This is a genomic window from Oceanobacillus saliphilus (assembly GCF_023522835.1).
Taxonomy (GTDB): domain Bacteria; phylum Bacillota; class Bacilli; order Bacillales; family Amphibacillaceae; genus Oceanobacillus; species Oceanobacillus saliphilus.
Map to the genome: position 1 here is coordinate 151,630 of NZ_JALCZU010000007.1, position 25,637 is coordinate 177,266.

Annotated in this window: 20 protein-coding genes; 8 read left to right on the plus strand and 12 right to left on the minus strand. The window is 38.6% G+C overall.

Annotation, left to right across the window (positions count from 1 at the left end):
- Positions 1-62: 62 nt before the first annotated feature.
- Positions 63-1,253, plus strand: coding sequence for a CaiB/BaiF CoA transferase family protein (locus tag MN204_RS12975; protein WP_249871511.1), 1,191 nt, complete (start codon positions 63-65; stop codon positions 1,251-1,253).
- A gap of 89 nt (positions 1,254-1,342) precedes the next feature.
- Here the strand turns inward: MN204_RS12975 and MN204_RS12980 are convergent, their stop codons facing one another.
- The 5 genes from MN204_RS12980 to glgB all read right to left on the minus strand — a co-directional run bounded on the left by MN204_RS12980 (position 1,343) and on the right by glgB (position 9,558).
- Complete coding sequence (locus MN204_RS12980) at positions 1,343-3,772, minus strand: glycogen/starch/alpha-glucan phosphorylase (protein ID WP_249871512.1); 2,430 nt, start codon at positions 3,770-3,772, stop codon at positions 1,343-1,345.
- 15 nt (positions 3,773-3,787) lie between these two features.
- Positions 3,788-5,218, minus strand: coding sequence for a glycogen synthase GlgA (glgA, locus tag MN204_RS12985; protein ID WP_249871513.1), 1,431 nt, complete (start codon positions 5,216-5,218; stop codon positions 3,788-3,790).
- Positions 5,219-5,384: 166 nt separating this feature from the next.
- Positions 5,385-6,491, minus strand: coding sequence for a glucose-1-phosphate adenylyltransferase subunit GlgD (gene glgD / locus MN204_RS12990; protein WP_249871514.1), 1,107 nt, complete (start codon positions 6,489-6,491; stop codon positions 5,385-5,387).
- Positions 6,491-7,645 carry a glucose-1-phosphate adenylyltransferase gene (locus MN204_RS12995; RefSeq protein WP_306798699.1) on the minus strand — a complete coding sequence of 385 codons (1,155 nt, stop codon included), beginning with the start codon at positions 7,643-7,645 and terminating at the stop codon, positions 6,491-6,493. Before MN204_RS12995 ends, glgD begins: the two co-directional genes overlap by 1 nt.
- Entirely contained in the window at positions 7,642-9,558 is a 1,917-nt protein-coding gene (gene glgB / locus MN204_RS13000; protein ID WP_249871586.1) for a 1,4-alpha-glucan branching protein GlgB, read from the minus strand. Before glgB ends, MN204_RS12995 begins: the two co-directional genes overlap by 4 nt.
- 332 nt (positions 9,559-9,890) lie before the next feature.
- Between glgB and pulA the strand changes: the two genes are divergently transcribed.
- Complete coding sequence (gene pulA, locus MN204_RS13005; protein ID WP_249871515.1) at positions 9,891-12,056, plus strand: type I pullulanase; 2,166 nt, start codon at positions 9,891-9,893, stop codon at positions 12,054-12,056.
- A gap of 114 nt (positions 12,057-12,170) precedes the next feature.
- The gene (locus tag MN204_RS13010; RefSeq protein WP_249871516.1) at positions 12,171-13,184 is read left to right on the plus strand and encodes an LLM class flavin-dependent oxidoreductase; all 1,014 of its coding nucleotides are present in this window, start codon (positions 12,171-12,173) and stop codon (positions 13,182-13,184) included.
- A 56-nt stretch (positions 13,185-13,240) separates the two neighbouring features.
- On the opposite strand, the gene MN204_RS13015 is transcribed toward MN204_RS13010, so the two are convergent.
- From MN204_RS13015 to MN204_RS13025, 3 genes are all read right to left on the minus strand, one after another.
- Positions 13,241-15,388 (minus strand): heavy metal translocating P-type ATPase, encoded by a 2,148-nt coding sequence (locus MN204_RS13015; protein WP_249871517.1) that lies wholly within the window; start codon positions 15,386-15,388, stop codon positions 13,241-13,243.
- Positions 15,381-15,746 (minus strand): ArsR/SmtB family transcription factor, encoded by a 366-nt coding sequence (locus tag MN204_RS13020; protein ID WP_249871518.1) that lies wholly within the window; start codon positions 15,744-15,746, stop codon positions 15,381-15,383. Before MN204_RS13020 ends, MN204_RS13015 begins: the two co-directional genes overlap by 8 nt.
- Positions 15,747-15,937: 191 nt before the next feature.
- Positions 15,938-16,690, minus strand: coding sequence for a GNAT family N-acetyltransferase (locus tag MN204_RS13025; protein ID WP_249871519.1), 753 nt, complete (start codon positions 16,688-16,690; stop codon positions 15,938-15,940).
- Between the two features lie 122 nt (positions 16,691-16,812).
- Between MN204_RS13025 and MN204_RS13030 the strand changes: the two genes are divergently transcribed.
- Positions 16,813-17,754, plus strand: a complete 942-nt coding sequence (locus MN204_RS13030; protein WP_249871520.1) for a ketopantoate reductase family protein — start codon at positions 16,813-16,815, stop codon at positions 17,752-17,754.
- Between the two features lie 165 nt (positions 17,755-17,919).
- On the opposite strand, the gene MN204_RS13035 is transcribed toward MN204_RS13030, so the two are convergent.
- Positions 17,920-18,531, minus strand: a complete 612-nt coding sequence (locus MN204_RS13035; protein ID WP_249871521.1) for a class I SAM-dependent methyltransferase — start codon at positions 18,529-18,531, stop codon at positions 17,920-17,922.
- A 23-nt stretch (positions 18,532-18,554) separates the two neighbouring features.
- Positions 18,555-20,399, minus strand: a complete 1,845-nt coding sequence (locus tag MN204_RS13040) for an SLC13 family permease (protein WP_249871522.1) — start codon at positions 20,397-20,399, stop codon at positions 18,555-18,557.
- Positions 20,400-20,594: 195 nt separating this feature from the next.
- Between MN204_RS13040 and MN204_RS13045 the strand changes: the two genes are divergently transcribed.
- The 3 genes from MN204_RS13045 to MN204_RS13055 all read left to right on the plus strand — a co-directional run bounded on the left by MN204_RS13045 (position 20,595) and on the right by MN204_RS13055 (position 23,234).
- Positions 20,595-22,103, plus strand: coding sequence for a glycine betaine uptake BCCT transporter (locus MN204_RS13045; protein ID WP_249871523.1), 1,509 nt, complete (start codon positions 20,595-20,597; stop codon positions 22,101-22,103).
- Positions 22,104-22,348: 245 nt separating this feature from the next.
- The gene (locus tag MN204_RS13050; protein ID WP_249871524.1) at positions 22,349-22,771 is read left to right on the plus strand and encodes a YugN family protein; all 423 of its coding nucleotides are present in this window, start codon (positions 22,349-22,351) and stop codon (positions 22,769-22,771) included.
- Between the two features lie 112 nt (positions 22,772-22,883).
- Complete coding sequence (locus MN204_RS13055; protein ID WP_249871525.1) at positions 22,884-23,234, plus strand: DnaJ family domain-containing protein; 351 nt, start codon at positions 22,884-22,886, stop codon at positions 23,232-23,234.
- A gap of 102 nt (positions 23,235-23,336) precedes the next feature.
- Here the strand turns inward: MN204_RS13055 and MN204_RS13060 are convergent, their stop codons facing one another.
- Positions 23,337-24,182, minus strand: coding sequence for a DUF72 domain-containing protein (locus MN204_RS13060; RefSeq protein ID WP_249871587.1), 846 nt, complete (start codon positions 24,180-24,182; stop codon positions 23,337-23,339).
- 364 nt (positions 24,183-24,546) lie between these two features.
- On the opposite strand from MN204_RS13060, the gene MN204_RS13065 reads away from it, so the two are divergent.
- On the plus strand, positions 24,547-24,945 hold the full coding sequence (locus MN204_RS13065) for a DoxX family protein (protein WP_249871526.1): 399 nt from the start codon (positions 24,547-24,549) through the stop codon (positions 24,943-24,945).
- A 113-nt stretch (positions 24,946-25,058) separates the two neighbouring features.
- On the opposite strand, the gene MN204_RS13070 is transcribed toward MN204_RS13065, so the two are convergent.
- Positions 25,059-25,625 carry an NADPH-dependent FMN reductase gene (locus tag MN204_RS13070; RefSeq protein WP_249871527.1) on the minus strand — a complete coding sequence of 189 codons (567 nt, stop codon included), beginning with the start codon at positions 25,623-25,625 and terminating at the stop codon, positions 25,059-25,061.
- Positions 25,626-25,637: the final 12 nt, after the last annotated feature.

The window sequence follows — 25,637 nt, forward strand, 5'->3', positions numbered from 1 at the left end:
GGTTTCATTTTCTTTTATATATATGAAGTTAGTCTTAAAAAGATAGTGAAGGTGGCGACAACATGAAACAAGCATTAGAAGGCATGAAGGTAATCGATCTATCTCAAGTATTGGCTGGTCCATACTGTACAATGGTGCTTGGGGACATGGGTGCTGATGTCATCAAAGTGGAAAAACACCCTTTTGGAGATGACACACGTACGATGGGCCCTTATATAAATGAAGAAAGCTATATGTATATGATGGTAAACCGAAATAAAAGAGGTCTTTGCCTAAATTTAAAAAACGATGAAGGTCGGGACATTTTATATAAACTAATCGAAGATGCGGATGTCTTTGTAGAAAACTTCCGACCTGGTGTAACAAAGAAACTTGGCATTGATTACAACACATTAAAAGAAATCAATCCAAACCTCATCTATTGTTCGATTTCTGGATATGGACAAACTGGACCATATCGCAATAAAGGTGGATTTGACATTATGGCTCAAGGACTTTCAGGGCTAATTGATATGACAGGCGATAAAGGTGGAAAACCCGTAAAAGTGGGTATCGCCATTCATGATATTGCGGCAGCTGAAACCGCAATTCAGTCCATACTTACTGCTTATATCCATCGACTTAAGGGTGGAAAAGGTCAGTATATCGATGTATCACTCGTAGATTCCGGACTTGCCTGGACCGTTTGGGAGGCTGCCGCTTTCTTCGGTAAAGGGGAAGTTCCGCGCCGCAATGGTACAGCCCACCGTGTATCCGCACCATACCAGGGTTTTAAAACCAAAGACGGCTTTATTCTAATTGGGGCAGCCAATCAAAAACTATGGGAAAAACTTTGCACCCATGTGTTAGAAAAACCTGAATGGATCGATGAGCCCCGTTTTCTTACAAATAGCATTCGCGCCGAGAATGTTGATGAACTTGAAGTGGAGATTGAACGTGTCCTGACACAAAATTCAAATGATTACTGGCTTGATTTATTGGATGAACATGGTATTCCTTCAGGTCCTATATTGTCATATGACCAAACATTGAACAATGAACACATTCAATCACGGGATATGATTCTCGATTATGAACACCCTGTTGGCGGGCATATGAAGACGCTTGGTTTTCCTGCCAAGTTCTCTGAGACACCAGGACAATTCTCAAAACCCGCTCCGCTTCTAGGTCAGCATAATAAAGAAGTACTCGAGGAACTAGGGTATACAGCGGATCGTGTGAATCATTTAATGAAAACAAACGTTGTAAAGTAATGTTCAAAACGAAAATGTTTCACCAATGCACAAAACAAGGTCCATATCTAAGCAAGATAAAAAAACCGGGCAATATTAGCCCGGTTTTTTTATACACGTTTTATTTTCCATATATCTGTAGCATACTCTTGAATCGTCTGGTCACTTGAGAATTTCCCTGAATAGGCAATGTTTGTTACACTCATATTCAACCAAGTCATGCGATCACGGTAGGCACGCTCAGCCAGTTCATGTGCCTCTAAATAGGATTCAAAATCCTTCAGCACAAAATATGGATCATTATGATAAAGCGTATTATAATAAATATCTTTAAATTCTATATTATGAACTCCGAACTCCCCCTGATTCAATTGATCCAATATACGCTTGACCCGGTCATCTGTATTATAAATATCTCTCGCATTATATCCACCATGCTGATAATAATGCAATACCTCATCAGCAGATAAACCGAAAATAAACATATTTTGATTACCAACCAAATCATGTATTTCTATGTTAGCACCATCCATTGTTCCAACGGTTAAGGCTCCATTCATCATCATTTTCATGTTGCCTGTTCCGGATGCTTCCTTACTAGCCGTTGAAATCTGTTCACTAATATCAGCAGCAGGAATAATTTTTTCTGCCAGACTGACATTGTAATTCTCCATGAAAATAACCTTCAGTCTGTCCTTCACGTCGGGATCATAGTTTACAATCGATGCCACTGTATTAATCAGTTTAATAACTTCTTTTGCTAAATGATAGCTTGGCGCAGCTTTTGCCCCGAAAATAAATGTACGTGGCGTCATATCCTGATTAGGATTCTCTTTTAATTCATTATAGAGATAAATGATGTGAAAAATATTTAATAGCTGACGCTTATACTCATGAAGCCGCTTGATTTGCACATCGAATATGGATCTCTCATCAACAGCAATACCCATATGCTGATGGATATAATTTGCCAAAATTTTCTTGTTTTCATGCTTGACCTGATCAAATTTCTCCAACAATGAACTGTCATTGGAATATTTCAGAAGACTGATGAGCTTTTTTGGCCGCTTTATCCACTGGGGACCTATAACATCTGTCACCAAGCTCGCCAATTTCGGATTGGCCTGTAACAGCCAGCGACGGTGCGTAATTCCATTTGTTTTGTTATTGAATTTTTCCGGAAATAGGGTGTAGAAAGTTTTCATTTCCTTCTTCTTCAATATTTCTGTATGGATTCTTGCCACTCCATTTACGCTGAAGCTACCGACAATGGCTAGTCTTGCCATATGCACGCGATCATAAGCGATAATTGCCAGTTCCGGGATTTTATCACGTAGCTCCTCATTATCGAACCAAATTCCCTTACAGAACCTTTCATTAATCTCGTCGATAATCATAAATATTCGCGGCAGCAAATCCTGCATCATTTTCGTCGGCCACGTCTCAAGTGCTTCACTTAGCGTTGTATGGTTCGTATAGGCAAAGACATGTGTCGTTACTTCCCAAGCTTTATCCCAGCTGAACCCTTCCTCATCCATTAAAATTCGCATCAATTCGGGAATGGCAAGACTTGGATGTGTATCGTTAATCTGAATGACTACTTTTTCAGCCAATCTGCTTAGAGACATTTTATTGTTTAACTTAAAATGCTTCAGTATGTTTTGGATACTTGCAGATACAAGAAAGTATTGTTGTTTAAGACGGAGCTCCTTCCCCTCGTAGCTCGAGTCATCAGGATATAAAAAGCCTGAAATCTGTTCAATCGAATGCTCGTGGTCAAGATCACGGTAAAATTGCTTGTTTTCTTCCAACGTATCGGTATTATTTTGAAAGACTGATTCCGCACTCCATAACCTTAGTGTATTGACCGTTTCATTTTCATAACCAACCACAGGTATATCATACGGGACAGCCATTACTTTATCTGTATTTTTGTATTCAAATTCGAGTGTGCCATCATTTCTTTTGTGCATATGTACATCACCGTGGAATTGAATAACTACTGCTTCTTCTTCATTTCTCGTTTCCCATGGATATGGATCTGTAAGCCAATAGTCGGGCAGCTCAACCTGATTGCCGTGGATAATGCGCTGTTCAAATAAACCATATCGATATCTGATTCCAAACCCATGACCGGGATAGTTCAGTGAGGCCAGTGAATCAAGGAAACATGCCGCCAAACGTCCGAGGCCCCCATTCCCCAAACCTGCATCATGCTCTTGCTCAAAAACCTCCTGTGGATGGAAGCCTAATTCCTCTAAAGCCTTTATTGTTTCATCAAGCATGCCACAATTTAAAAGATTATTTTCCAGTAGCCTTCCAATTAAAAATTCCATGGATAAATAATAGACCTCTTTATATTTTTCATCCTTGTATTTTTTCTTGGTCTGAAACCATTGCTGTTTCACTTCTTCATTTACGATTGAAGCAAGGACATAATACATATCTTTGGATGATGCTTCCTTCACTTCACGTCCCAGTTCGGTAATAAGCTTCTTTAGGATCTGTTCTTTTAATACATCGGTTGTTAACTCAGTCAAGGAAATATCCCTCCCTTATCCATAGACTAATTCTCGTGATAAACTTTCGTAAATTGTTACGTATTGATGTGCTGAGTCTTTCCAACTAAACTGGCTTTTTGTCACATTTTTATATAGCTTTTGCCATTCTGAAGGATTGTTATATATCTCCAAAGAATAATTCAGCACATTCAGTAGGTCATGTGCATTATAATTGGCAAAGCTGAAACCATTTCCCTCACCTGTCAACATATTATAAGGAGAAATCGTGTCTTTCAATCCACCCGTCTCCCTCACAATGGGAACGGCCTTATATTGCAGTGCAATAAGCTGTGACAATCCACATGGTTCAAACTTTGAAGGCATGATGAAGAAGTCGGCACTTGCATATAATTGGCGAGCAAGCTGTTCATCAAAGGATATTAATGCCGCTGCTTTATCCGGATAACGATGAGCCAGATCTGAAAAATAGCCTTCAAATTCAGCATCACCAGTACCTAATACGATAAATTGGATATCCTGCTCTAAGAATTCATCCAAAATATGTTGGATAAGATGCAAGCCTTTTTGTTCTACGAGCCGGCTTATAATGACATACAATGGACGATCCTCTTCAAATGAAAGTCCAATCTTTTTCTGCAGTTTCATTCTGTTTTCTTTTTTCTTGGATCTTGCTGAACGATAATTTACAAATAGCGCCGGATCTGATGAAGGATTATATTCCCGTGTATCTATCCCATTAATCACCCCCACCAAGTCTGCTTTTCTGTCTATGAGCATGGGATGAAGTCCTTCACTGTAATAAGGATTTCTAATTTCCTCTGCATAGCTCGGACTAACGGTTGTGATTTTGTCTGCGTGGAATAGTGCACTCTTAAGGCAATTAAGCATCCCATCCCATTCCATGCCACTTATATGTTCCCTGCCCAGGTTGAAGAAATCCTCATAAATATCCAAAGGCATGACACCCTGATATTTAATATTGTGAATGGTAAAGACTGTTTTCATGTCCTGGACAGGTTGCAAAATATTGGCAAGTGCAATGGTAATACCTGCCTGCCAGTCATGCCCATGAAGAATTTGCGGCTTATAATCAATATGTTTTAATGCTTCTATGACAGCATGACTGAAGAAAACGAACCTTTCGCCATCGTCATAGTAACCATAAATACCTTTTCTCGAAAAGTAATAATCGTTGGAGATGAAATAATAAATAATCTGATCATATGTCAACGTAAAAATATGTGCTTCTTGTGTGCGCCAGCCGAGTTCTACATCGAAAGAACCAAGGTAGTCTAGCTGACTTTTCCATTTTTCGTCCATTTCGTCATACAATGGCAGAATGACGCGTACTTCCTGCTTCTCATACTGCTTAAGTGCTTGCGGGAGTGATCCTACTACATCTGCAAGCCCCCCCGTTTTAATAAATGGTGCACATTCAGAGGCGACAAATAATATATTATTCATTAATAGCTCTCCTTTCTTAATTTATAAGACTTTAAAAAACGTGGCATTCGCACAAAAGCTTAGGCGAATGCCTTCGTTGCACTTATGCAAGTAAGAAAGTTTATATTCTTACTTAGCAAGAAAGGCCCCATAAAGTCCCATTCCTTTTAAAAGCACACTGTGGGTTTTATATAACCTGCCTTTTGGCAACAACATATGGCTTTTCCTTCGACCCTATGATTTTCTGATTCCTGGTAACATGGACATCTTTATCTAAAATCACATTTTCCAAATATACACCTTCTTCTATCGTACAACGCTGCATAATAATCGAATTCTTTATGGTTGCGCCCTTTTTAACATTCACACCCCTGAAAAGCATACTTCCCTCTACAGTTCCATCAATTACACAGCCATTTGCCAGTAAGGAATGATTTACTACCGCCTGTTCGAAATATTTTACCGGCGGATTATTGGAGATTTTTGTTCGTACGAAATTATTATTAAAAAATAAATCGCGGTAGTTTTCTTCTTTCAAGAGATTCATATTCTGCTTATAAAAGCTTTCAATCGTGTTGACGAAAGCACTATATCCTTCATGTTTATACTTTTGTACGTTTATCTCGGAAAGTTTGTCTTTAATACCACACTCAAAAAAATGATCTTTGTTATAGGCGATGCACGTATCAACCAAATTCATCAGCAGATCTTTGTTAATAATGTAAACACCGGTAAAAAGCTCTGAATTTTTCTGATCGTTCGTTATATTCGTTACCCAATCCGATCCGTCCGCTTCTATTCTAAAATAGGGGTAATGTTCAGGTTGGACTTCGCCTACATCAGTGGTAATCAAAGTAACGTCTGCCTTCCGATCCAGGTGAAACGCAAATGCATTCTTGTAATCCGTGTTGGAAATAAATTGACTGCCACTGATTAAAACATATTTTGATTTACTTCGATGGAAGTAATCACGATTATTATGAAAGAAACGCAAATCTCCCTGTGATCTGTCGGTTGGGTCATTCCAATCAGGCGGAAGGATGAACAAACCACCATTTCTTCGATCAAGCTCCCAATTCTCCCCTGTTCCAATATGGTCCAGTAATGAACGGTACTTATTTCTCACAAATATAGCAACTTCACTAATATTAGAATTAACCATGTTCGACAATGCAAAATCTATCATTCGGTAACGCCCCCCAAATGGAAGGGAAGCACTACTCCGAAAATAAGATAATTCATTAAAAACAGAGTGTTCATGATCAAGGTTTATAAGTCCCATCAACGATGTCATTATTTATCACCCCCTGCAGGCGTAAGCATGGCACCTAGAATGTCTTCGTTTATAACAAGTGGCTCCTCATACTCACCTCTCTGAATAATTGTCCCCTCTGGTATCATCGTGTTTTCCATAACAATGACACGTTCCAATATACAATTTGCCGCAATGGTTGCTTCCGGATGAATGATGGATTGTTTAATCGTACTTCCTTCTTCAACCCTCACATTCTTAAACAGAACGGAGTTTTCGATATTTCCATATACAAAGCACCCTGAGTTAATCAGAGAATTGGACACGGTTGCTTGTTGACCGATATATTGTGGTGGAAGATTCGAATCATTTGTGTATATTCTCCAATTTTTATCATTTAAATAGAGACCTGACTTTTCATGAAGAAGATCCATATTGGCTTCCCAGTAGCTTTGTATAGTTCCCACGTCTTTCCAATAGCCACTAAAATGGTATGCAAACAGCCGACGGTTATTATGGAGCATTGTAGGAATTATATCTTTTCCGAAATCATGGCTCGATGCTTTATTATGTGCATCATCGACTAAGTAGGCTTTCAACTTTTCCCACGTAAAAATATAAATTCCCATAGAAGCAAGATTACTTTGTGGTGTTTTCGGTTTCTCTTCAAACTCATAGATCCGCATGTTATCAGAGACACTTAATACGCCAAATCGTGAAGCTTCTTCCCACGGAACTTCTATAACGGAAACGGTTGTATCTGCCTCCGTTTCTTTATGCTGCTCAAGCATTTTCAAGTAATCCATCTGATAGATATGATCACCGGAGATGACCAAAACATATTCCGGGTCATACTGATTGATAAAATGAATGTTTTGATATATTGCATCGGCAGTCCCTGAGTACCAATCGCCACCAGTTTTCCCTGTGTAAGGAGGAAGCACGGTCACCCCACCGCTTTGTCTATCCATATCCCAAGGATTACCATTCCCAATGTGCTTATTGAGTTCAAGTGGAGAATATTGCGTTAAAACTCCAAGCGTTTGAATACCTGAGTTGGTGCAATTGCTTAATGTAAAATCGATGATTCTATATTTACCACCAAATGGTACTGCCGGTTTTGCGCCGTGATGGGTTAGTGCGCCCAAACGCTTCCCTTCCCCTCCTGCTAATAACATACCAACACATTCTTTCAATATGAATCCTCCTCGTCCAGTTGATTAAGTTTGAATATCGTGATGGCTAACGGTGGAACTTTTATTTTTATATGCTGCGGTAATCCATGCCACTTTATTGGAAAACTAAAATGTTCAGTGCCATTCAACTGGCCTGAACCCCCAAATTCCTCCAAATCAGAGTTGAAAACCTCCTGATAAACTCCCGCAACAGGGACACCTACTTTGTAGTCATAATGGGTATTTGGCGTGAAATTGCACACGATAATCAATTCATTGTCAGGTTCTTCGCTCATCCTTCTGAAGGCAATAACACTTTGATCAATATTATGGGCATCAATCCATTCGAAGCCATGATAATCATGATCCAACTCAAATAATTGACAATTTTCAGTATAAAAATGGTTTAAAGCCTTCATATAATTGTAAATTCCATGATGGAGCGGATAGTCAAGCAAATGCCAATCCAGTTGCTCCCTATCTTTCCATTCTGCATATTGCGCTAATTCCCCACCCATAAATAACAGCTTTTTTCCGGGATGTGCAAACATGTAGCCATACAACAGACGCAGATTGGCAAATTGTTGCCATTGATCTCCCGGCATCTTGTCCAGTAGTGATTTCTTACCGTGAACAACTTCATCATGCGAAAGAGGTAATAAGAAATTTTCGGAATACGTATACATAAAAGAAAAGGTCAAGAGATTATGGTGCCATTTACGGTTACCAGATTCTTCTTCCATATAGTTAAGCATGTCATTCATCCAGCCCATGTTCCACTTAAAGTTAAATCCTAGCCCACCTATGTATGTTGGTGCCGTAACTAGAGGTAAGTCCGAACTATCCTCCGCCATCATTAACGTATTCGGTTCATAAGAAAAGACTACTTCATTCAATTTACGAATAAATGCAAAAGCCTCGAGATTTTGTTCGCCACCAAAAGTATTATAAATTTTTCCCTCTCCATCCTGTCTATCAAAATTGAGATACAGCATACTGGCGACTGCATCCACCCTTATCCCATCTATATGATATTCATCGAGCCAAAAGACCGCATTGGAAACTAAAAAACTTTGTACCTCCGGACGCCCAAAATCAAATGCCAACGTTCCCCATGATTTTTTTTCTGCTTTAAGAGGGTCTTTATATTCATATAAAGCATCTCCATCAAATTGCCGAAGCGCAAAGTCATCTTTACAGAAATGACCCGGAACCCAATCCATAATCACACCAAGATTGTTCTGATGACACTGATCCACAAAATATTTGAACTCATCGCGTGAGCCATAGCGGGAGGTGACAGCATAGTAACCTGTTATCTGATACCCCCAGGAGAGATCGAAAGGATGCTCAGCCAAAGGTAGTAATTCGATATGTGTGAAGCCAAGCGACTTTACATATGGAACCAGTTGATCGGCTAATTCCATATATGTATAAAATTCACCGGATTCTTTTGTTTTCCAAGAACCAAGATGTACTTCATAAATAGAAATGGGTGAAGAATATGGATTGAACTTCTTCTTATCTTCCATCCATACATGATCGTTCCATTCATAGGTCGGTAATTCTTCTGGAGTCAAAGATGCAGTTTTTGGTCGCAGTTCTGATTGGTATGCATATGGATCTGCTTTTAACAATAATTGGTTATCTGATGTTATAATTTCATATTTGTAAATGGAACCAAAAGGGATATCACTGAAAAAACCAGCCCAGATTCCCTCACTTGTTATCCTTTCTAATGGATGAGTTTCTCCATTCCAGTTATTATAGTCCCCGGCAATACGTACTTCGCGTGCATTTGGCGCCCAAACAGCAAAACGGCAACCTTTTATGCCTTTCCAGTCGATAACGTGGCAGCCCAGCAATTTATAGCTCTGATAGTTCGTACCCTGGTGGAATAGATATATATCTTGTTCCGAAATGTGGTATTTCAACAATGGATGCCCCCTTCCAAGACCGGTCAAGATAATGAGAATATATATTGTACAATATTTCTGAATTTCGATTACAGTTAATTATAGATATAATAAATACAGAATTCAACCTAGTTATCAGAAAATTCCTCCGACAATTCTCTGTGATTTGTGTGGAGTATTGTCGAATTTTGGAGGAACTTACGTAATCATTAGCGTTTATGGCTAGTAATGTTTAATAATGGTAAATATGGTAAAGAAAGTTTAAGATTAATTTATTTGGTAAATTCCCGAAAAGTCGGGTATAACATATACTGTAGCAGTTAAGCGCCAATTGAAGAGGGGTTGCCATCGTGAGAAAAAATATCGCTTGGATGGATGACGTTCATGTACTGACAGTCATCGTTGAAAATATAACAGACATACCTGATTATACAAATGAGAAACCTGTCCTATTTTGGGAGGATAAAAAAAAGTATTTCTCCGTAACTTCCCAGAAAAAAATAGATGATTGTACATTTATTCTGGAAATGGAAGATGTACTGCCTATTGGCGAAGAACTTACCCTTGCTTGGGGAAAACTGAAGTTACCTGTTTTTCCACGCGCCATTGTGCGTACTGAATGGTTTGAGGAGCATTTTGCTGCGACAGACATTGATCTTGGAGCAAAATGTACAACTGATTCCACAATATTCACCGTTTGGTCTCCGACAGCGACTTCCCTAAAGTTGGCAATGAACTCCAAAATGTATGCGCTAGACAAGACAGAAAACGGCGTTTGGCGTGTAGAAATTGAAGGGGACTGGCACGGCTATGCTTATGAATATGAGGTTACTATAAATGGTGTAACCGAACGAGTTAATGATCCATATGCAAAATCGATGCTTGCAAATAGTGAAAAAGGTGTGATTGTTAATTTTTCCAACATGGACCAGGCTGACAATGCTGGAAATCGCCCTACTATCCGTAATCTACAGGATGCAATCATATATGAATTGCATGTGAGAGATGCCTCTATCCAGCAGGAAAGCGGCATACTAAACCGTGGCAAATTTTTAGGTTTGGCAGAAAAAGGGACTGCCACACCGAATGGATTTTCTACCGGGCTTTCCTATTTGAAAGAGCTTGGGATTACACACATTCAGTTATTGCCAATTAACGACTTTGCACGGGTCGATGAACTCGATCCCAATAAACAATATAATTGGGGCTATGATCCTTTATATTTCCAGGTCCCAGAGGGTAGTTATTCCATATTGCCTGAAAAACCTCTTGCAAGAATCAATGAATTCAAAGCTATGATTCAAGCATTCCATCGCGAAGGTCTGTCGGTTATTCTAGATGTTGTCTATAACCATGTTTTTATAATGGAAAAGTCCCCTTTTGAAAAACTTGTGCCAGGGTATTACTTCCGATACCATCCAAATGGACAATTGAGCAATGGAACCGGCGTTGGAAATGATATTGCGACCGAAAGAAAGATGGCCCGAAAATTCATTCTTGATAGCGTTGATCTTATGATTCAGGAGTATCAAGTCGATGGTTTCCGTTTCGATTTGATGGGAGCAATCGATATGGAAACAATGAAGCAAATCCAAGCGCGTTGTAAAGAAGAGGAAACGCCAATTATGTTGCTTGGGGAAGGTTGGGAATTGCCAACAGCTTTACCTTCAGCTATTAAATCAACCAGCTTTAACTCTCATCTACTACCGGGAATTCGTTTTTTCAATGACTATTTCAGGGATTCTATAAAAGGAAATTTATTTACGGAAGAGGATACTGGTTATATTAATGGTGAAGGTCGCTTTCTTGAAAGAATGCCTAAACTAATGTGTGGTTCTGCCTTGGAAGAACATGGAGATCCTTTTGTATCCGATATCATTCAAACCGTCAACTATGTCGAATGCCATGATAATCATACATTATGGGATCGTCTGCAGCTTACAAATAAGCATACGGAAGAACCAGTACGAAAAAAAATGCATCAACTGGCAACAGGAATTGTCTTATTAAGCCAAGGTGTACCTTTTTTACACGCTGGCCAGGAATGGTTCCGCAGTAAGCAAGGGGATGAAAACAGCTATATATCCGGTGATCAAATCAATCAGTTGGATTGGAATAAGAGAGAGCAGGAAACAGACAACATTGCATATATAAAAGCACTGATCGCATTGAGAAAAAAATATGATGTTTTTCGAATGACGTCAAAACAGGAAGTCAGAAGAAGATTTCACACTATCGAAGCACCTCACCCAGTCTTTGGGTTTACCTTATTGGGTGATAAAGACGATTTTACCATCTATATTAATCCAACCAATAGCAAATTTGAACTCCACCTTCCTTCGTCAGGAAAATGGAATGTGGCTGTAACCAATAATTCTTCGATAAGAGAAAAAGGGCCGGAAATCATTGGAGAATTTACATTTATCGATCCGTATGAACTCGTCGTATTCCAAAAAACACGTAAACCAGTACCAACAGAAGCGGAGGTAACAAGCACAGGAAATGTCATAGGATGAATTTTCAAAAGGAATTTCCACGAGCGTGTGGGCATTCCTTTTTATTCTATGAGTTAATTGATGGATTTCCTTATAAATCAAACGTAAACTGAATACAGAGAGGACGTTAAGCTAATGGTCTTATTAAATATTCTTGATTATGCATTGATTGATGAAGGGTCAACTTCCAGGGATGCATTACGGCATACTACAGATCTGGTGAGAGTTGCAGATGAACTTGGATATCATCGTTTCTGGGTTCCGGAGCAGCATCAGGCATTATCCATTGCCAGCAGCGCACCGGAATTGCTTATGATGCACCTGGCCACTAACACTAAAACTATCCGGATTGGTTCCGGTGGAGTGATGATTCCTCATTACAGTCCATATAAAGTTGCAGAAAATTTCCGTACGCTGGAAGCACTTCATCCAGGAAGAATTGATCTCGGGATTGGAAACAGTACTGGCGGAAGACTCGTGAATCACGTCTTAAATGAAGAAAAAGAAGAACGTTTATCCTATGAACAACAGGTGAAAGATATTCAAAAATATTTAGGAGATGACACGACCCAAGAGCATCGGTTCAGGAAGGTAATCGCAATGCCGCAGATTGATACACTTCCTGAGATTTGGATGCTCGGAGCTGGTGGTAAAAGTACGAAAATAGCTTCTGAACTCGGTACGGCCTATACATATGCACACTTTATTAAGCCATTTGAGGTTGGTTCTGAGATAATAGCGACCTATCGAAAGCATTTTAAACCATCGATCTTCCATGATAAACCAAATGTCGCCATAACTGTATTTGTCGTCATCGGAGAAACCAACGAGGAAGCAGAAATCTTTGCCAAGGCATTTGACTTATGGATGGCATCGTTGGAAACAGCTAAAAACCCAACTCATTTCCCTTCCGTTGAAACGGCAAAAAGAAGGCAATATAGTCCTTTTGAAAAACAAAAAATCAATCAAATACGCAAAAGGGCTATCGTAGGAAATCCACATTTTGTGAGAGAAGAGATAGTAAAATTAGCTGAACGCTACCATGCAGACGAAGTTACGGTCATTCCGAATATTCCAGGAGCAGCAAATCGTATGAAAGCAATTCAATTACTTGCTAAACAATTTAAACTGCACAAGATAAAAACATAAAAGAGGATGTTCAAAAAGAGAATGGCGTGTTCTCTCTCATTCAAACAGAACGATTCCTAATCCTTTACTTTCAATAGTCGTAAACCATTTGCTGTCACCAACAACGTCGCCCCCATGTCGGCTATGATTGCAATCCAAAGTGTTAACCAGCCTGGAATGACAAGCAATAGAGCAATCACTTTAATGGCAATGGAGAAGGTAATGTTTTGCTTTATAATCGTTAACGTTTTCCGACTTAACTTAAAAGCGAAAGGAAGTTTAGTTAAATCATCGCTCATTAAAGCTACATCTGCCGTTTCCAGAGCTGTGTCCGTACCTGCTCCTCCCATTGCTATTCCGACTGTAGAGGCCGCTAAAGCTGGTGCGTCATTAACACCGTCACCAATCATGGATACACTGTCATATTCAGCACTTAGTTTTTTAATAACGTTTAATTTATCTTCCGGTAACAGTTCAGATTCAACATCTGTTACCGCAACTTCCCCTGCTATGGCCTGTGCCGTTTGGTGATTATCACCCGTTAACATAATTGTCTTTCTTATTCCAAGCTGATGTAATTTTTGAATAACTTCTTTACTCGTTTCACGCACTTCATCCGCTACTGCTACTACTGCCATTATTTCTTTCTCAGTTCCCATAACTACCGCAGTTTTTCCTTCTTCCTGCAGTAACGTTACCTCAGCCTCTGAAACATGTTCAATACCAAGGTCACGAAAAAGTCTTGGACTGCCAATATAATAGGTTATTCCATTTATATCCCCTCTAATACCCTTACCTGTAATTGAGGAAAAATTCTCCACCACAACATTGGCATATTCGATATTATCCTGTTCAGCCTTTTTTATAATTGCTGATGCGAGAGGGTGCTGTGAACGATTTTCTAGGGCTGCAATCGTAGCGAAAACCTGTTCCGGATGAGCCTGATTATTTATTATTTTAACATCAGTTACAACTGGAATTCCTTTTGTCAGTGTACCCGTTTTATCAAAAGCAATTACTTTTAGCGCTCCCAATTTTTCCAGATAAACGCCACCTTTAACAAGTACACCATTTCTCGCTGCATTTCCAATGGCAGTCACAATTGATACAGGAGTGGAAATAACTAGCGCACACGGACATCCAACAACCAATACTGCTAATCCCTGATAAACCCATGTATCCCAACTAGCCCCAAAGAACAACGGAGGAATGATTGCAACCAGCGCTGCAATCATCATAATCAACGGCGTATAATACTTTGCAAACTGATCGATAAAGGCTTGAGAAGGGGCGCGCTCCGCTTGTGCTTCCTCTACAAGATAGATAATTTTGGAAAGTGTTGTATCTTCCGTCTTTTTGGTTACGCTTACTATAAGCAAACCTTCTTCATTAAGTGTTCCGGCGAAGACCTCATCATCGACTGCCTTCTCAACAGGAACAGACTCACCTGTAATGGTTGCTTGGTTTACTGCCGAATATCCATTAACAACGATACCGTCCATGGCAATCTTCTGACCCGGCTTAATGATCATAATATCGCCGATTCGAATATCATCGACATGTATTTTCTTTTCCTTGTCATCTCTTCTGACAAGTGCCTCCTTAGGTGAAATATCCATTAAAGAGCGGATGGATTGTCTGGCCCGGTCCATTGAAAATCTTTCGAGCGCCTCACTGATTGCAAAAAGAATAACAACAACTGCACCTTCTGCCCATTCCCCAATAAGTGCCGCTCCAATGACAGCTACAGTCATCAGTGTTTTCATATCAAATTCTAGCCTAATTAAATTCTGAAAACCTACCTTAAAAAGGGAGTAGCCACCAATTACAATAGCTGCAGCGAAGAGGGTAATAGTAGAAACATTTTCTTCTCCATTTACAAGCAGGGATAGATACCCCATACAAATAAGTAAAACGGATGTCAGAATTCTACCATGTTTCTTGATAAATGACTCTTTTTGCTCTATATGCTGGAAACCTGTATTAGAATTTCGCTTTTTTTCATGTACTACTTTTAAATTTTCAAAAGCACCAGCTTTCTCCAAATCTTCAATCGAAGTTTCACCGTAAACAGAAATTTTTGAAGCACCAAAATTTACTTTCGCATCCTGAACACCCGGAATTTGTTTAACATTCTTCTCGAATTTTCCTGCACAATTTGCACATGAAAAACCCTGTACTCGGTAAACGTTTTTCTCATCTTCCCATTTCTCGGGTTCACCCAATTTCTTCAACCTCCTTTTGGTGAGCAAATGCAATTTGAATCAGTTCCTTGACATGGTTGTCATCCAATGAATAATAAACTAACTTTCCTTCTTTTCGATATTTCGCCAATCCAATATTCTTGAGCAATCTCAAGTGGTGTGAAGCTGTAGCCGTGGATGACCCAATAATATTGGCTACATCGCATACACATAGTTCATTTTCTATAGAAAGTGAATAGGCAATTTTTATCCTCGTCTCATCAGACAAAGCTTTAAATATATTTGCTACTTCCATTGGCTTTTGTTCCTCAAGTATATTTTTTACATTCATTACTTTTTCTTCATCGACACAAGTTATTTCACAAACATCCTTAGTCAATTCAATCACCCTCGATTTAGTTTTATCATAAACTTATTTTATATTACTATATTCAAACAATCAAATATGTGTTTGAATGTTTTGTATAAAAATAATTCCTTAATGAACTCCATTTATCTCTATCCAGACTTAACCGTCGTATAGTTCATATATGTCCCCTGTACTATTTTTTTATTAGAAAGAAAGTTGAATTAAAAAATTTTCAGTATCTCATATTTAAATCCATGGTATTGATAGTTTTGTTTACGATACATCTCCCTTGCTGTATCTTCACCATCCGCAACAAGGATTATCGTTTTATCATGAAATGCTTCCATTACAAATTTCTGCAGCCTGCTGCCGATTCCTTTTTTACGCAGCGTTTCATTCACATCCAAGCTATCCATTTCAGCCGTTTCATCTTTTATAATTACATCAACCGAACCCGCTGGATTCCCTTTATAATACGCGATAATCTGTTTTACTCCTGCGTCTTTAAACAAACGTTTGTTTAAACTATGATTATACTTCGCAAACGCTTCACCAAATTGCAAATCCTGCTCATATTTTAGTAACAGAAATGTTTCCAGACTTTTATCTGTCACGAATTCTATTTTAATATCTGGATTTTCCTCTATAGGTGGAAACAGATTAGGCTCGATCGAATATAACTCAAGAAAGCCAATCTCGTATTCCTTTTCTTTAAAGTATATCAACAGTTCCGTTGAAGGCTTTTTATTTTCCGGCAAATAAAACTTTATGTGATTCTGCCCTTTACGCTTATGAAATTCCATTAAAAAAGCAGCAGTTTGCTCGAATTCATTCCATGTTGGCACCCGTTTAAAGTCTATGAAATTACTATCATAACGAATTAACATTTCCGGATAATGATAATGTTTATAAAGCGTATTTTCATCTATCATGTGTCCTATCGTATCTATATTTTCAAATGTTAGTTTATTCATACATAATTCCCTCCCAATAATCTACTCCCTAACGTATGTATACTATCAAATTTTTTTGAATTAAGTAACTACTTCTTATATAATATAAATTAATACATAAAACAAGATAGGTGATGGTCGTTATGAAAACAATTAAACACGTATCGTTAATAGGCTTAGGAGCAATTGGTTCCGCCTATGGAAGCAGATTGCAAGCAGTACTTGGGGACTCATTAACAGTTGTTGCCAACGAGGAACGAATTAACAAATACCAATCTTCCGGGCTTGAAGTAGATGGTACCGTTTTTCATTTTAATTACAAACTCCCTCAGGCAAAAGCAGAACCAGCAGATCTCGTTATCTTTGCCGTAAAGAACGCAGAACTATCACAGGCTATTGCAGATATGAGGTATCATATTGGACCAGATACAATTATTCTTTCTTTGTTAAATGGCATATCAAGTGAAGATGAGATTTTTGAAGCAACAGCTAATTCACACATCCTTTATAGTATGTGCGTTGGTATTGACGCCGTCCGAACAAATAATAAAATCCGCTTTTCCAGCATTGGCAAAATATGCTACGGCGAAAAGAATCAAACAATATCTGAAGATGTTCGGATGGTTAAAGAAATCTTCGATAAAGCAGAAATTCCTTACGAGATACCAGAAAATATATGGCATACAATTTGGGCGAAGTTTATGTTTAATGTAGGGGTTAATCAGACCTCTGCCGTATTGCGGGCTCCTTATCGATTTTTCCAGGAAATACCTGCACTACATGAGTGGATGGAGCAAGCCATGTATGAAGTAGTTGCCATTTCCGAAAGGGTCGGGGTCAACTTAACAGATGAAGACGTGAATCGTTACAGACCAATATTGATGAACCTAGCTCCAGACGGTCAGACATCGATGCTTCAGGATGTAGAAGCAAATCGCAAAACAGAAGTTGACTATTTCGCAGGTAAAGTATGTGAACTCGGAAAAAAATACGGAATTCCAACACCTGTTAACGACCAGCTATATACAATGATACCGATCATTGAAGAAATGGGGATGTTAGAAACAGTATCCATTCAAAAATGATGAACAGCTGTAGATGAATCCGTAACTTTATCCAAGAACTATACTCCCCCCTAGCCATGCGATACAACGAATAAGTTGATAGCAAAGAGAAAGAGATAACACCAATCCTAAAAACGCAGCCTTTGGGCAAATTGCCTGCCTATGGTTGCGTTTTTGCATAGTAACCTAAAACACTAAACGATAAATCAAAAAACGCTCATTCGGATTTTTTTCATATAAAAGCGGTAGAATGACTTCCTTCTTTAATTCAAAAGAAGTATGATTCTCAAGAAAATAAATATAATCTTCGTGGGGGTAATATAGTATCAATTCCACTTCACGTTCTGCTTTTTCTACAGAGCGCAAAATATTGGAAATAACTTTTCTAAAAATAGTAACTGAAAATGGATTAAAAAAATAGAAGCGGTTATCATTCGGTTCTATCATGTACTCTTCTGCCAGACAGCAGAAGAATTCAATGGTATCCTCTTTTTTAGTTGTATGTTTCAAATAATTCCGTTGGTTATCAATTGCTTCCTGATAGAAGTGCTCATCCATTTCAATTCCTTTGACCGACGAATCAAAAAAGTAATGGATGTAAAAGTTCAGCCTTCCTTTCCCACATCCGTAATCAACCAGTTGATCATCCTCTTCTAATTTATAATGTTGGAATAGAGTCTCCATAGCAGAATATGGTGTGGGTTCATATGGATTGTATTGAATCGAATCCGGATAGGATACCTTCTTCTCGGCCGCTGTTCGGATATGCATTAATTTATCAAATTTATATTCATTCATAGGATCGTCCTTTATCGTTTTTTCTAAAATGGAAATAAAATTGGAATGACAAACATCATGACTATGAACATAATAATCTGTAACGGTACGCCAATTTTAACAAAATCAAAAAATTTATAACCTCCCGCTGTCATTACCATCGCATTTGTCGGTGACGCGACAGGGGTAGCAAAAGCCATATTAGCTGCAACTCCGATTGCAATCAGAAATGTATACGGATTGGCATCCATACTCAAAGCAGCATTGAATGCGATTGGCGCAAATAGAACAGCAGTTGCTGTATTACTAATGAACTGTCCAAAAATCATGGTCAGCAAATAGAGTGCAGCGAGCACTCCGATTGGCCCAAACCCACCGATTAGCTCGATAATCCCTTCTGATAACAATACCATACCACCGGTTTTTTCCAGTGCGATTGCCATCGGAAGCATGGCAGCAATTAAAACAATACTTTCCCAGTTCATCGATTCATATGCGTCCTCCATATTTCTTAGGCAACCTGTAACCACCATCAACACTGCCCCAATAAGGACAGAAATAAAAGGTGCAAATACTTCAAACACCATGAGGAGCACCATCAATAGCATGATTCCGCCAGCTATCGGAGCTTTTCCCGTTGCTGAAGCTTTTCCAGCATATTCTTTCGGCTTTCCTACAACGACTACATCCTTTGCTTCCCTCGACAGAAGATCAATTTCGTCCCAATCTCCCTGAACAAGAAGGGCATCTCCGAAACGCAGCCGTAGTTTGGACTTTTCTCGAAGTACATATTCCCCTTTTCGATTGATTCCGATAACATTCAAATTATATTTTTCACGGAAGCCAATTGCTTCTATCGTTTTATTAATGAATGAAGAATTCGGTGTTAAAAGCACTTCGGCCATACCGAGCTGTTTGGACACGAGATCATCTGCACCACTACTACCTGTACCGATCAAGAGAGAATAATCATCCGCAAACTTGATTACTTGATGTTCCGACCCTTCAATCAATAAAATATCATGTTCTTTAATCATACTGTTTGGGCCTGCCATTTCCTGATAAGTAATCGGAAAAATATTTATTCCTTCTTTTGTTTTCCTTTCTATCTTAAGTATGAAAACATGATAGTTTGCAGGAATTTCCATATCTCCTAGCTTCTTTCCAATCATTGACGATTCTTTAGAAACTTCAACCGTATACAAATTACCACCCAGCTGATAATCTACTGCAAGCTGTTTCGGAGAGAAATCATACCTTTCACCTTCACCACCTCGTTTTTTTATATCGGGCAAGAGCGTATTTTTCGTGAAAAATAGATAAAAGATTCCTATGACAAGTGCAATTAATCCAATCGGCGTTATTTGAAAAAAACCAAGTCTGTTGTATCCGTTTTCACCTAAAACCTGGCTGACTATCAAAATGGGCGGAGAAGCAATTAACGTAAGCAGGCCTGATAAGCTTCCAACATAGGATAGAGGAATGAGATATTTGGAAGGACTGCTGTTCATACTGACTGCAATACTAATAACGACCGGAAGCATTAATGCCACGATTCCGGTATTACTCATAAATGCTCCAACAAATCCAACAATAAAAAGAAGCAAGAAGAACAGCTTGGACTCACTCTCTGCGGACCATCGCAGCAAAAGGTTGCCCGCCATCTGTGCCAGTCCAGTCCGTAATATCCCCGCACCGACGATGAATAGCCCCGCTATCATAATTACTACATTATTTGAGAAACCTGAAAGTGCTTCTGACGGTTCAAGTATCCCCGTAATTACCATTGCAAGCAGAGCCATGACTGCAACAAGATCAGCGCGTACCTTACTGCTCATAAATAGAATTATTGTAACAGCCAAAATAAGAAATGTGAGTGCTAACTGCATGGTTTCTGCATCCCCCTCGTTTCGTTAACGTTTATTTTATTTTGTCAGATATGATAAAATAAAACAACCGAACGGGCTATATTATTCAATTTTCAGAAACTTAATTCTCGAAAATTCTATCTATTTGGTTTCAAAACCATACAAATAGGGAATAATTTGTCCGTACACTTTTACTAAATCAATTTAGGGGGAAATATGAAAAGAGTTTCGAAGGTTTTCTACATTGCTGTCACATTAGTTATTATCACCGTTATATTAGGAGCTGCATTTCCGGCTCAGTTTGAACAAGTCACTACGAATGTTAAAGATTTCGTATCGATGTCATTTGGCTGGTACTATATGCTACTGATGTCAGCACTTGTTATATTTGCAATTTTTATAGCTGCAAGTCCATTTGGTAAAATCCGCCTCGGAAAGGATACCGATAAACCAGATTTTTCAACCAAATCTTGGATTGCCATGCTTTTCTCAGCAGGGATGGGGATTGGGCTTGTTTTCTATGGTGCGGCCGAACCAATCTTCCATTACATGTCAGATGCACCGGTATCCGAAGTCGGTACCGCACAAGCATTTAAAGATGCTCTTTCCTATTCTTATTTCCATTGGGGTATACATGTATGGGCAATGTATGGAGTTGTCGCACTTTCACTTGCATATTTCCAATTCAGAAAAGATGCACCCGGGTTAATTTCAACAACACTTAAGCCAATTTTTGGAGACAAAATGGATGGCCCACTTGGTACTGCAGTCGATGTTTTAGCTGTATTTACGACTGTATTTGGTGTAGCTACTTCACTTGGATTTGGTGCTGTTCAAATTAATGGTGGTTTATCACATCTGTTCGGTATCGAAATTGGGGTTGTATCTCAATCATTTATCATCCTTATCGTTACTGTCCTATTCCTAATCTCTGCATGGACAGGGTTAAGCAAAGGAATTAAATACTTATCCAATACCAATATGGTTCTTGCTCTCATATTATTTATTGCGGTACTGATACTAGGTCCTACCCTCCTTATTATGAATATGTTCACAGAAACATTTGGATTGTATTTGCAGAATTTCATACAGATGAGCTTCCGTACGGCACCACTTGAAGGGGACAACCGCGGTTGGCTTGATGCATGGACTATTTTCTACTGGGCATGGTGGATATCCTGGGCGCCATTTGTCGGTATGTTCATTGCAAGGGTCTCACGAGGGCGTACGATTCGTCAGTTCTTACTCGGTGTTATTATTATTCCTACCTTAGTTGTTTCAGCATGGTTTGCAGCATTTGGATCAACAGCAGGTAACATACAGAATAACGGGACAGATCTGACTCAATTTGCGACGGAACTAATCCTATTTAACATGTTCGATAATCTTCCGTTTTCCTTTGTATTATCCATTATCGCTATTTTGCTGATTGCGTCATTCTTCATCACATCAGCAGATTCTGCAACATTCGTATTGGGAATGCAATCAACACGCGGGTCTTTGACACCGCCAAATAACATAAAAATAGCTTGGGGGATTGCCCAATCTTCTGTAGCATTGATCTTACTCTATGTTGGAGGGCTCACAGCACTGCAAAATACGATTATCATTGCAGCACTACCGTTTTCATTCATTATGATACTCATGGCTATTGCCCTCTATATCGCACTTAACAATGAATTAAAACTGATGAATAAAAAGAAATCAATTAAGAAAAAAGAGTAAAACCTCCAGAAACTTGCTCACCTTTTTAAGAAACAACAGCCCATGCCATTCGTAAAGGCGTGGGCTCATTTTTATTCCTATTCTTATTTACTTAGGAATACATCCAATCCCTATAAAAATACTTCCTATCCAGGGTTGCCAATTATTACAGAACATCCCCCTTAAACAGTACTTATATGTATGATCACACCCGCTTCCGGGAAAACTATTTATCTAATCACGTTTTCTAATAGGGGTGGATAATTATGATTGAACTACATACAGAAATTGAAGGGAAAAGAGCCACTTTCGGTCAAATGCAATCCGGGCTAAAACGTTTAGGTTACTGTTTATGTGGAAATTGGGAGTATGATAGAGGTTTTTTTGATGGCATACTGTCACGTGAAGGTGGCGAGACAATATATATCAGACTCCCTTTTCAGGTCATTACAGGTAAGCTCGATCATAGCGATGCCGTTATCGAATTTCAGACCCCCTTTGTAATAAAACACGTTGTAAATGTCGGGCTGGACAGGAGTGGTTCATCATTGCTGACAGCTACTGGTTTTAGTCAATTTCAGAAACCTTTGGATACAGATGGACACATAAAATATAAACATAAGTGGGAAGAAATTGGCGAGAGGTCAATCGAGCAGGTTATGCAATATATTTCCATGAATGTTTCCTGATATATAGATACGGTTGATTTCCTTCGATTTTTTGCCCATACTATACATATAAATTCTTGCATTTTGGGCGTGTATATAACTTTTCAAGGATAATGGCGAGGAGGAAATCAGTATGTATATTTTCGTGGAAGAAAAGATTAAAGAATCTATCAAGAATGGTGAATTCGAAAATCTCCCCGGAAAAGGAAAGCCACTCGATTTAAAAGAAGATTTACCCGGGATGCCACCAGAATTGAGACAAGCCTACCGGATATTAAAAAATGCCGGATATATTTCAAAAGAAGTAGAAAGCAAAAATGAGACGGTTTCACAGCATGATCTATTAACGAGTGCAACAGATGGGAAAGTGAAAGACGAACTTCACAATAGAAAACAATTTGATGCCTTTGCCAAAGAAAGAAAATTACATACCAATTTTAAATTTAAGGATTATGCTCATAAAATCTATAGGAAATTGTTTTAATATTTTCAGAACAAAATCGTAACGAGTGTATTTCCCAGAGCGATGGCCAAAGTTGATTATGTAGCGTTACTGTATATATCTTAATTTACGAAAAGAGCCATTTTAAAACAAATCCATTTGCTTAGGAGCCAATCCTTCATATTCAATACCGAGCATCTTCTGAAGTTCCTTCGCATTACCAGCCGCATGCCCTCCGGAATTATTATTAAATAACACAATGATATCTTTTGTATCCTTTGAAAGGTCTGTAATGAGCTTCTTCCACTCTGTCAGCTCCTGCTTATTATATTTATATAAATAGCGAACTTCCCGCCAGTTGTCATTTCCAGATTTATTCCATCCATGTATATTTCTCCCATGCATACGGACCAAAGTCAACTTTGGATTGGTTACAATTGGTACTAGTGGGATAGAACCTTTTCCAGCCTGAGGTTCATCTGCAATGGAATGGATCCACCCTTCCTCTTTCATAAAAGAAATTGTACCAGCACGAAAACGTTCATCAAACCAGGATTGATGTCTAAATTCAAGCGCCATCGGAATGTCTTCCATCATCTTTTTGCAATATCTCAAATACGTAACATTTTCCTTCCGACAATCAAACCAGGGTGGAAACTGAAATAGGACCATTGCAAGCTTTCCCGCCTCCTGATACGGTTTCAAAGATTCTTTGAATGCCCCGAACATCTCTCGTTTGGATTCAAAAGGAATATCCCCACGCTGATGTCCCGTCATACCTTGATACGCCTTCACTACAAATTGGAAACGATCCGGGGTTTGCATGACCCACTTCTCAGCATTCCGTACAGGTTGCACAGCATAAAAAGAGGCATCTACTTCCACAACCGGAAAATGGCTGCCGTACTCTTTCAGTTTATCTTTTGATTTTACAAGATTATCATACAGGGAATCATGGTCTCCCCATCCTGTAACACCTATATGTATCATATTCTTCCCTCCATAGTTAATAGCTGAACATCCAGCTAACCGATTTACCCAGCATATCTGAATATCACCCATTGCAGCCAGTCTTCGTTTTTTCTCGGATTCATTAAATGAATTACTAAAATCTTTCTGATCAAACTGCATCTAAGGCGATTATACCCCGTCTATTATGGGTACATAACAATAACCACAAACAAAGAAATGATAGATTAAATAATTCCACGAATCTTTACAAAAATGTGTTTTTGACAATTCATATAATTACTAAATAATACTATATTACTATTTAACATTAACGCTATTGACATCACTAACTAATTTTATTATACTAACTTACGAAAAGTAATATGAAAGGAGAATTTAGATTATGAATAGAAATGAATTAGCAAAAGTTATTTTGCGTGTCGTTTTAGGACTTATTTTCTTTGTACATGGATTAGATAAATTTCAAGGAGGCATCGCTAATATTGTTGGATATTTCGAAAGTCTTGGGATTCCAGGATTTCTGGCTTACGTAGTTGCCTTGATCGAATTAGTTGGCGGATTGGCAATGATTCTTGGAATTGGAACAAAAATTGTTGCTGCACTTTTTGCAATAATTATGATTGGAGCCATTTTCACAGCAAAACTTTCATTAGGACTGCTTGGTGACGGTCAAATGGCTGGATATGAAATTGACTTGGCACTACTCGCAATGTCTGTTTATTTCTTAATTTCAACGAAGTCCGTTATTTCTCTTGATTATAAGATTTTCTCTTCAAAATAAATGAAGAAGATAGCTAAAATTCCCCCTGCCGTATTGCATGTAAAATGCATTCAATACGGCAGGGAGTTTTTCATGAAAATGGTATTTCCTTCTCCATTTCTTCTGCAATGTTGTTAAAAACCATATTCTGCTTCTTTCGCTTTACGTATTTCTGTATATGTTTCCGTCAATAATACAGTATCTTCAACTAAACGATCGATACGGAATAATACATCATCGTTAATAATTTCTTTTCGGTAGAAATCCTTTTCCTCTATAAATACATACGTCTGCACAAGCTGAGCCTTCATATAGGAAAGAATCGGTTTTAATTGCTGATCGACCATTAAATAATGCTTCGATGACCCGGCAGTGACGAGCATGCTGACAACTTTATCCAAAAATGCTTTCTCGGGAAGTAAGTCAAAGATGTTCTTCAATGTAGCTGGTATTGCTGCCTGAAATACAGGTGTCCCGATAATGAGTGCATCAGCTTCCATAATCATTTTCGTAACATACCCGGTGTCGCCTTCATATTCCAAATAGTTGCGTCCATCACTAAACTGGATATCGTATTCGGCTAAATCGATTAATGTCGCCTCTATATCCGGATATTTCTCTTTAATAACTTTAACTGTATAATCCATCGCTGTTCTCGTTTTTGAACCGACGATTGAACCAGATATTCCAACGATTTTCATGTTTCCAACTCC

What these genes read in the sequence shown, in the direction of transcription:
- MN204_RS12975 (WP_249871511.1), top strand. Translation starts at nt 63, where the DNA reads ATGAAACAAGCATTAGAAGGCATGAAGGTAATCGATCTATCTCAAGTA.
- glgA (WP_249871513.1), bottom strand. Translation starts at nt 5,218, where the DNA reads ATGAATAATATATTATTTGTCGCCTCTGAATGTGCACCATTTATTAAA.
- glgD (WP_249871514.1), bottom strand. Translation starts at nt 6,491, where the DNA reads ATGACATCGTTGATGGGACTTATAAACCTTGATCATGAACACTCTGTT.
- MN204_RS13010 (WP_249871516.1), top strand. Translation starts at nt 12,171, where the DNA reads ATGGTCTTATTAAATATTCTTGATTATGCATTGATTGATGAAGGGTCA.
- MN204_RS13025 (WP_249871519.1), bottom strand. Translation starts at nt 16,690, where the DNA reads ATGAATAAACTAACATTTGAAAATATAGATACGATAGGACACATGATA.
- MN204_RS13030 (WP_249871520.1), top strand. Translation starts at nt 16,813, where the DNA reads ATGAAAACAATTAAACACGTATCGTTAATAGGCTTAGGAGCAATTGGT.
- MN204_RS13035 (WP_249871521.1), bottom strand. Translation starts at nt 18,531, where the DNA reads ATGAATGAATATAAATTTGATAAATTAATGCATATCCGAACAGCGGCC.
- MN204_RS13040 (WP_249871522.1), bottom strand. Translation starts at nt 20,399, where the DNA reads ATGCAGTTAGCACTCACATTTCTTATTTTGGCTGTTACAATAATTCTA.
- MN204_RS13045 (WP_249871523.1), top strand. Translation starts at nt 20,595, where the DNA reads ATGAAAAGAGTTTCGAAGGTTTTCTACATTGCTGTCACATTAGTTATT.
- MN204_RS13050 (WP_249871524.1), top strand. Translation starts at nt 22,349, where the DNA reads ATGATTGAACTACATACAGAAATTGAAGGGAAAAGAGCCACTTTCGGT.
- MN204_RS13055 (WP_249871525.1), top strand. Translation starts at nt 22,884, where the DNA reads ATGTATATTTTCGTGGAAGAAAAGATTAAAGAATCTATCAAGAATGGT.
- MN204_RS13060 (WP_249871587.1), bottom strand. Translation starts at nt 24,182, where the DNA reads ATGATACATATAGGTGTTACAGGATGGGGAGACCATGATTCCCTGTAT.
- MN204_RS13065 (WP_249871526.1), top strand. Translation starts at nt 24,547, where the DNA reads ATGAATAGAAATGAATTAGCAAAAGTTATTTTGCGTGTCGTTTTAGGA.
- MN204_RS13070 (WP_249871527.1), bottom strand. Translation starts at nt 25,625, where the DNA reads ATGAAAATCGTTGGAATATCTGGTTCAATCGTCGGTTCAAAAACGAGA.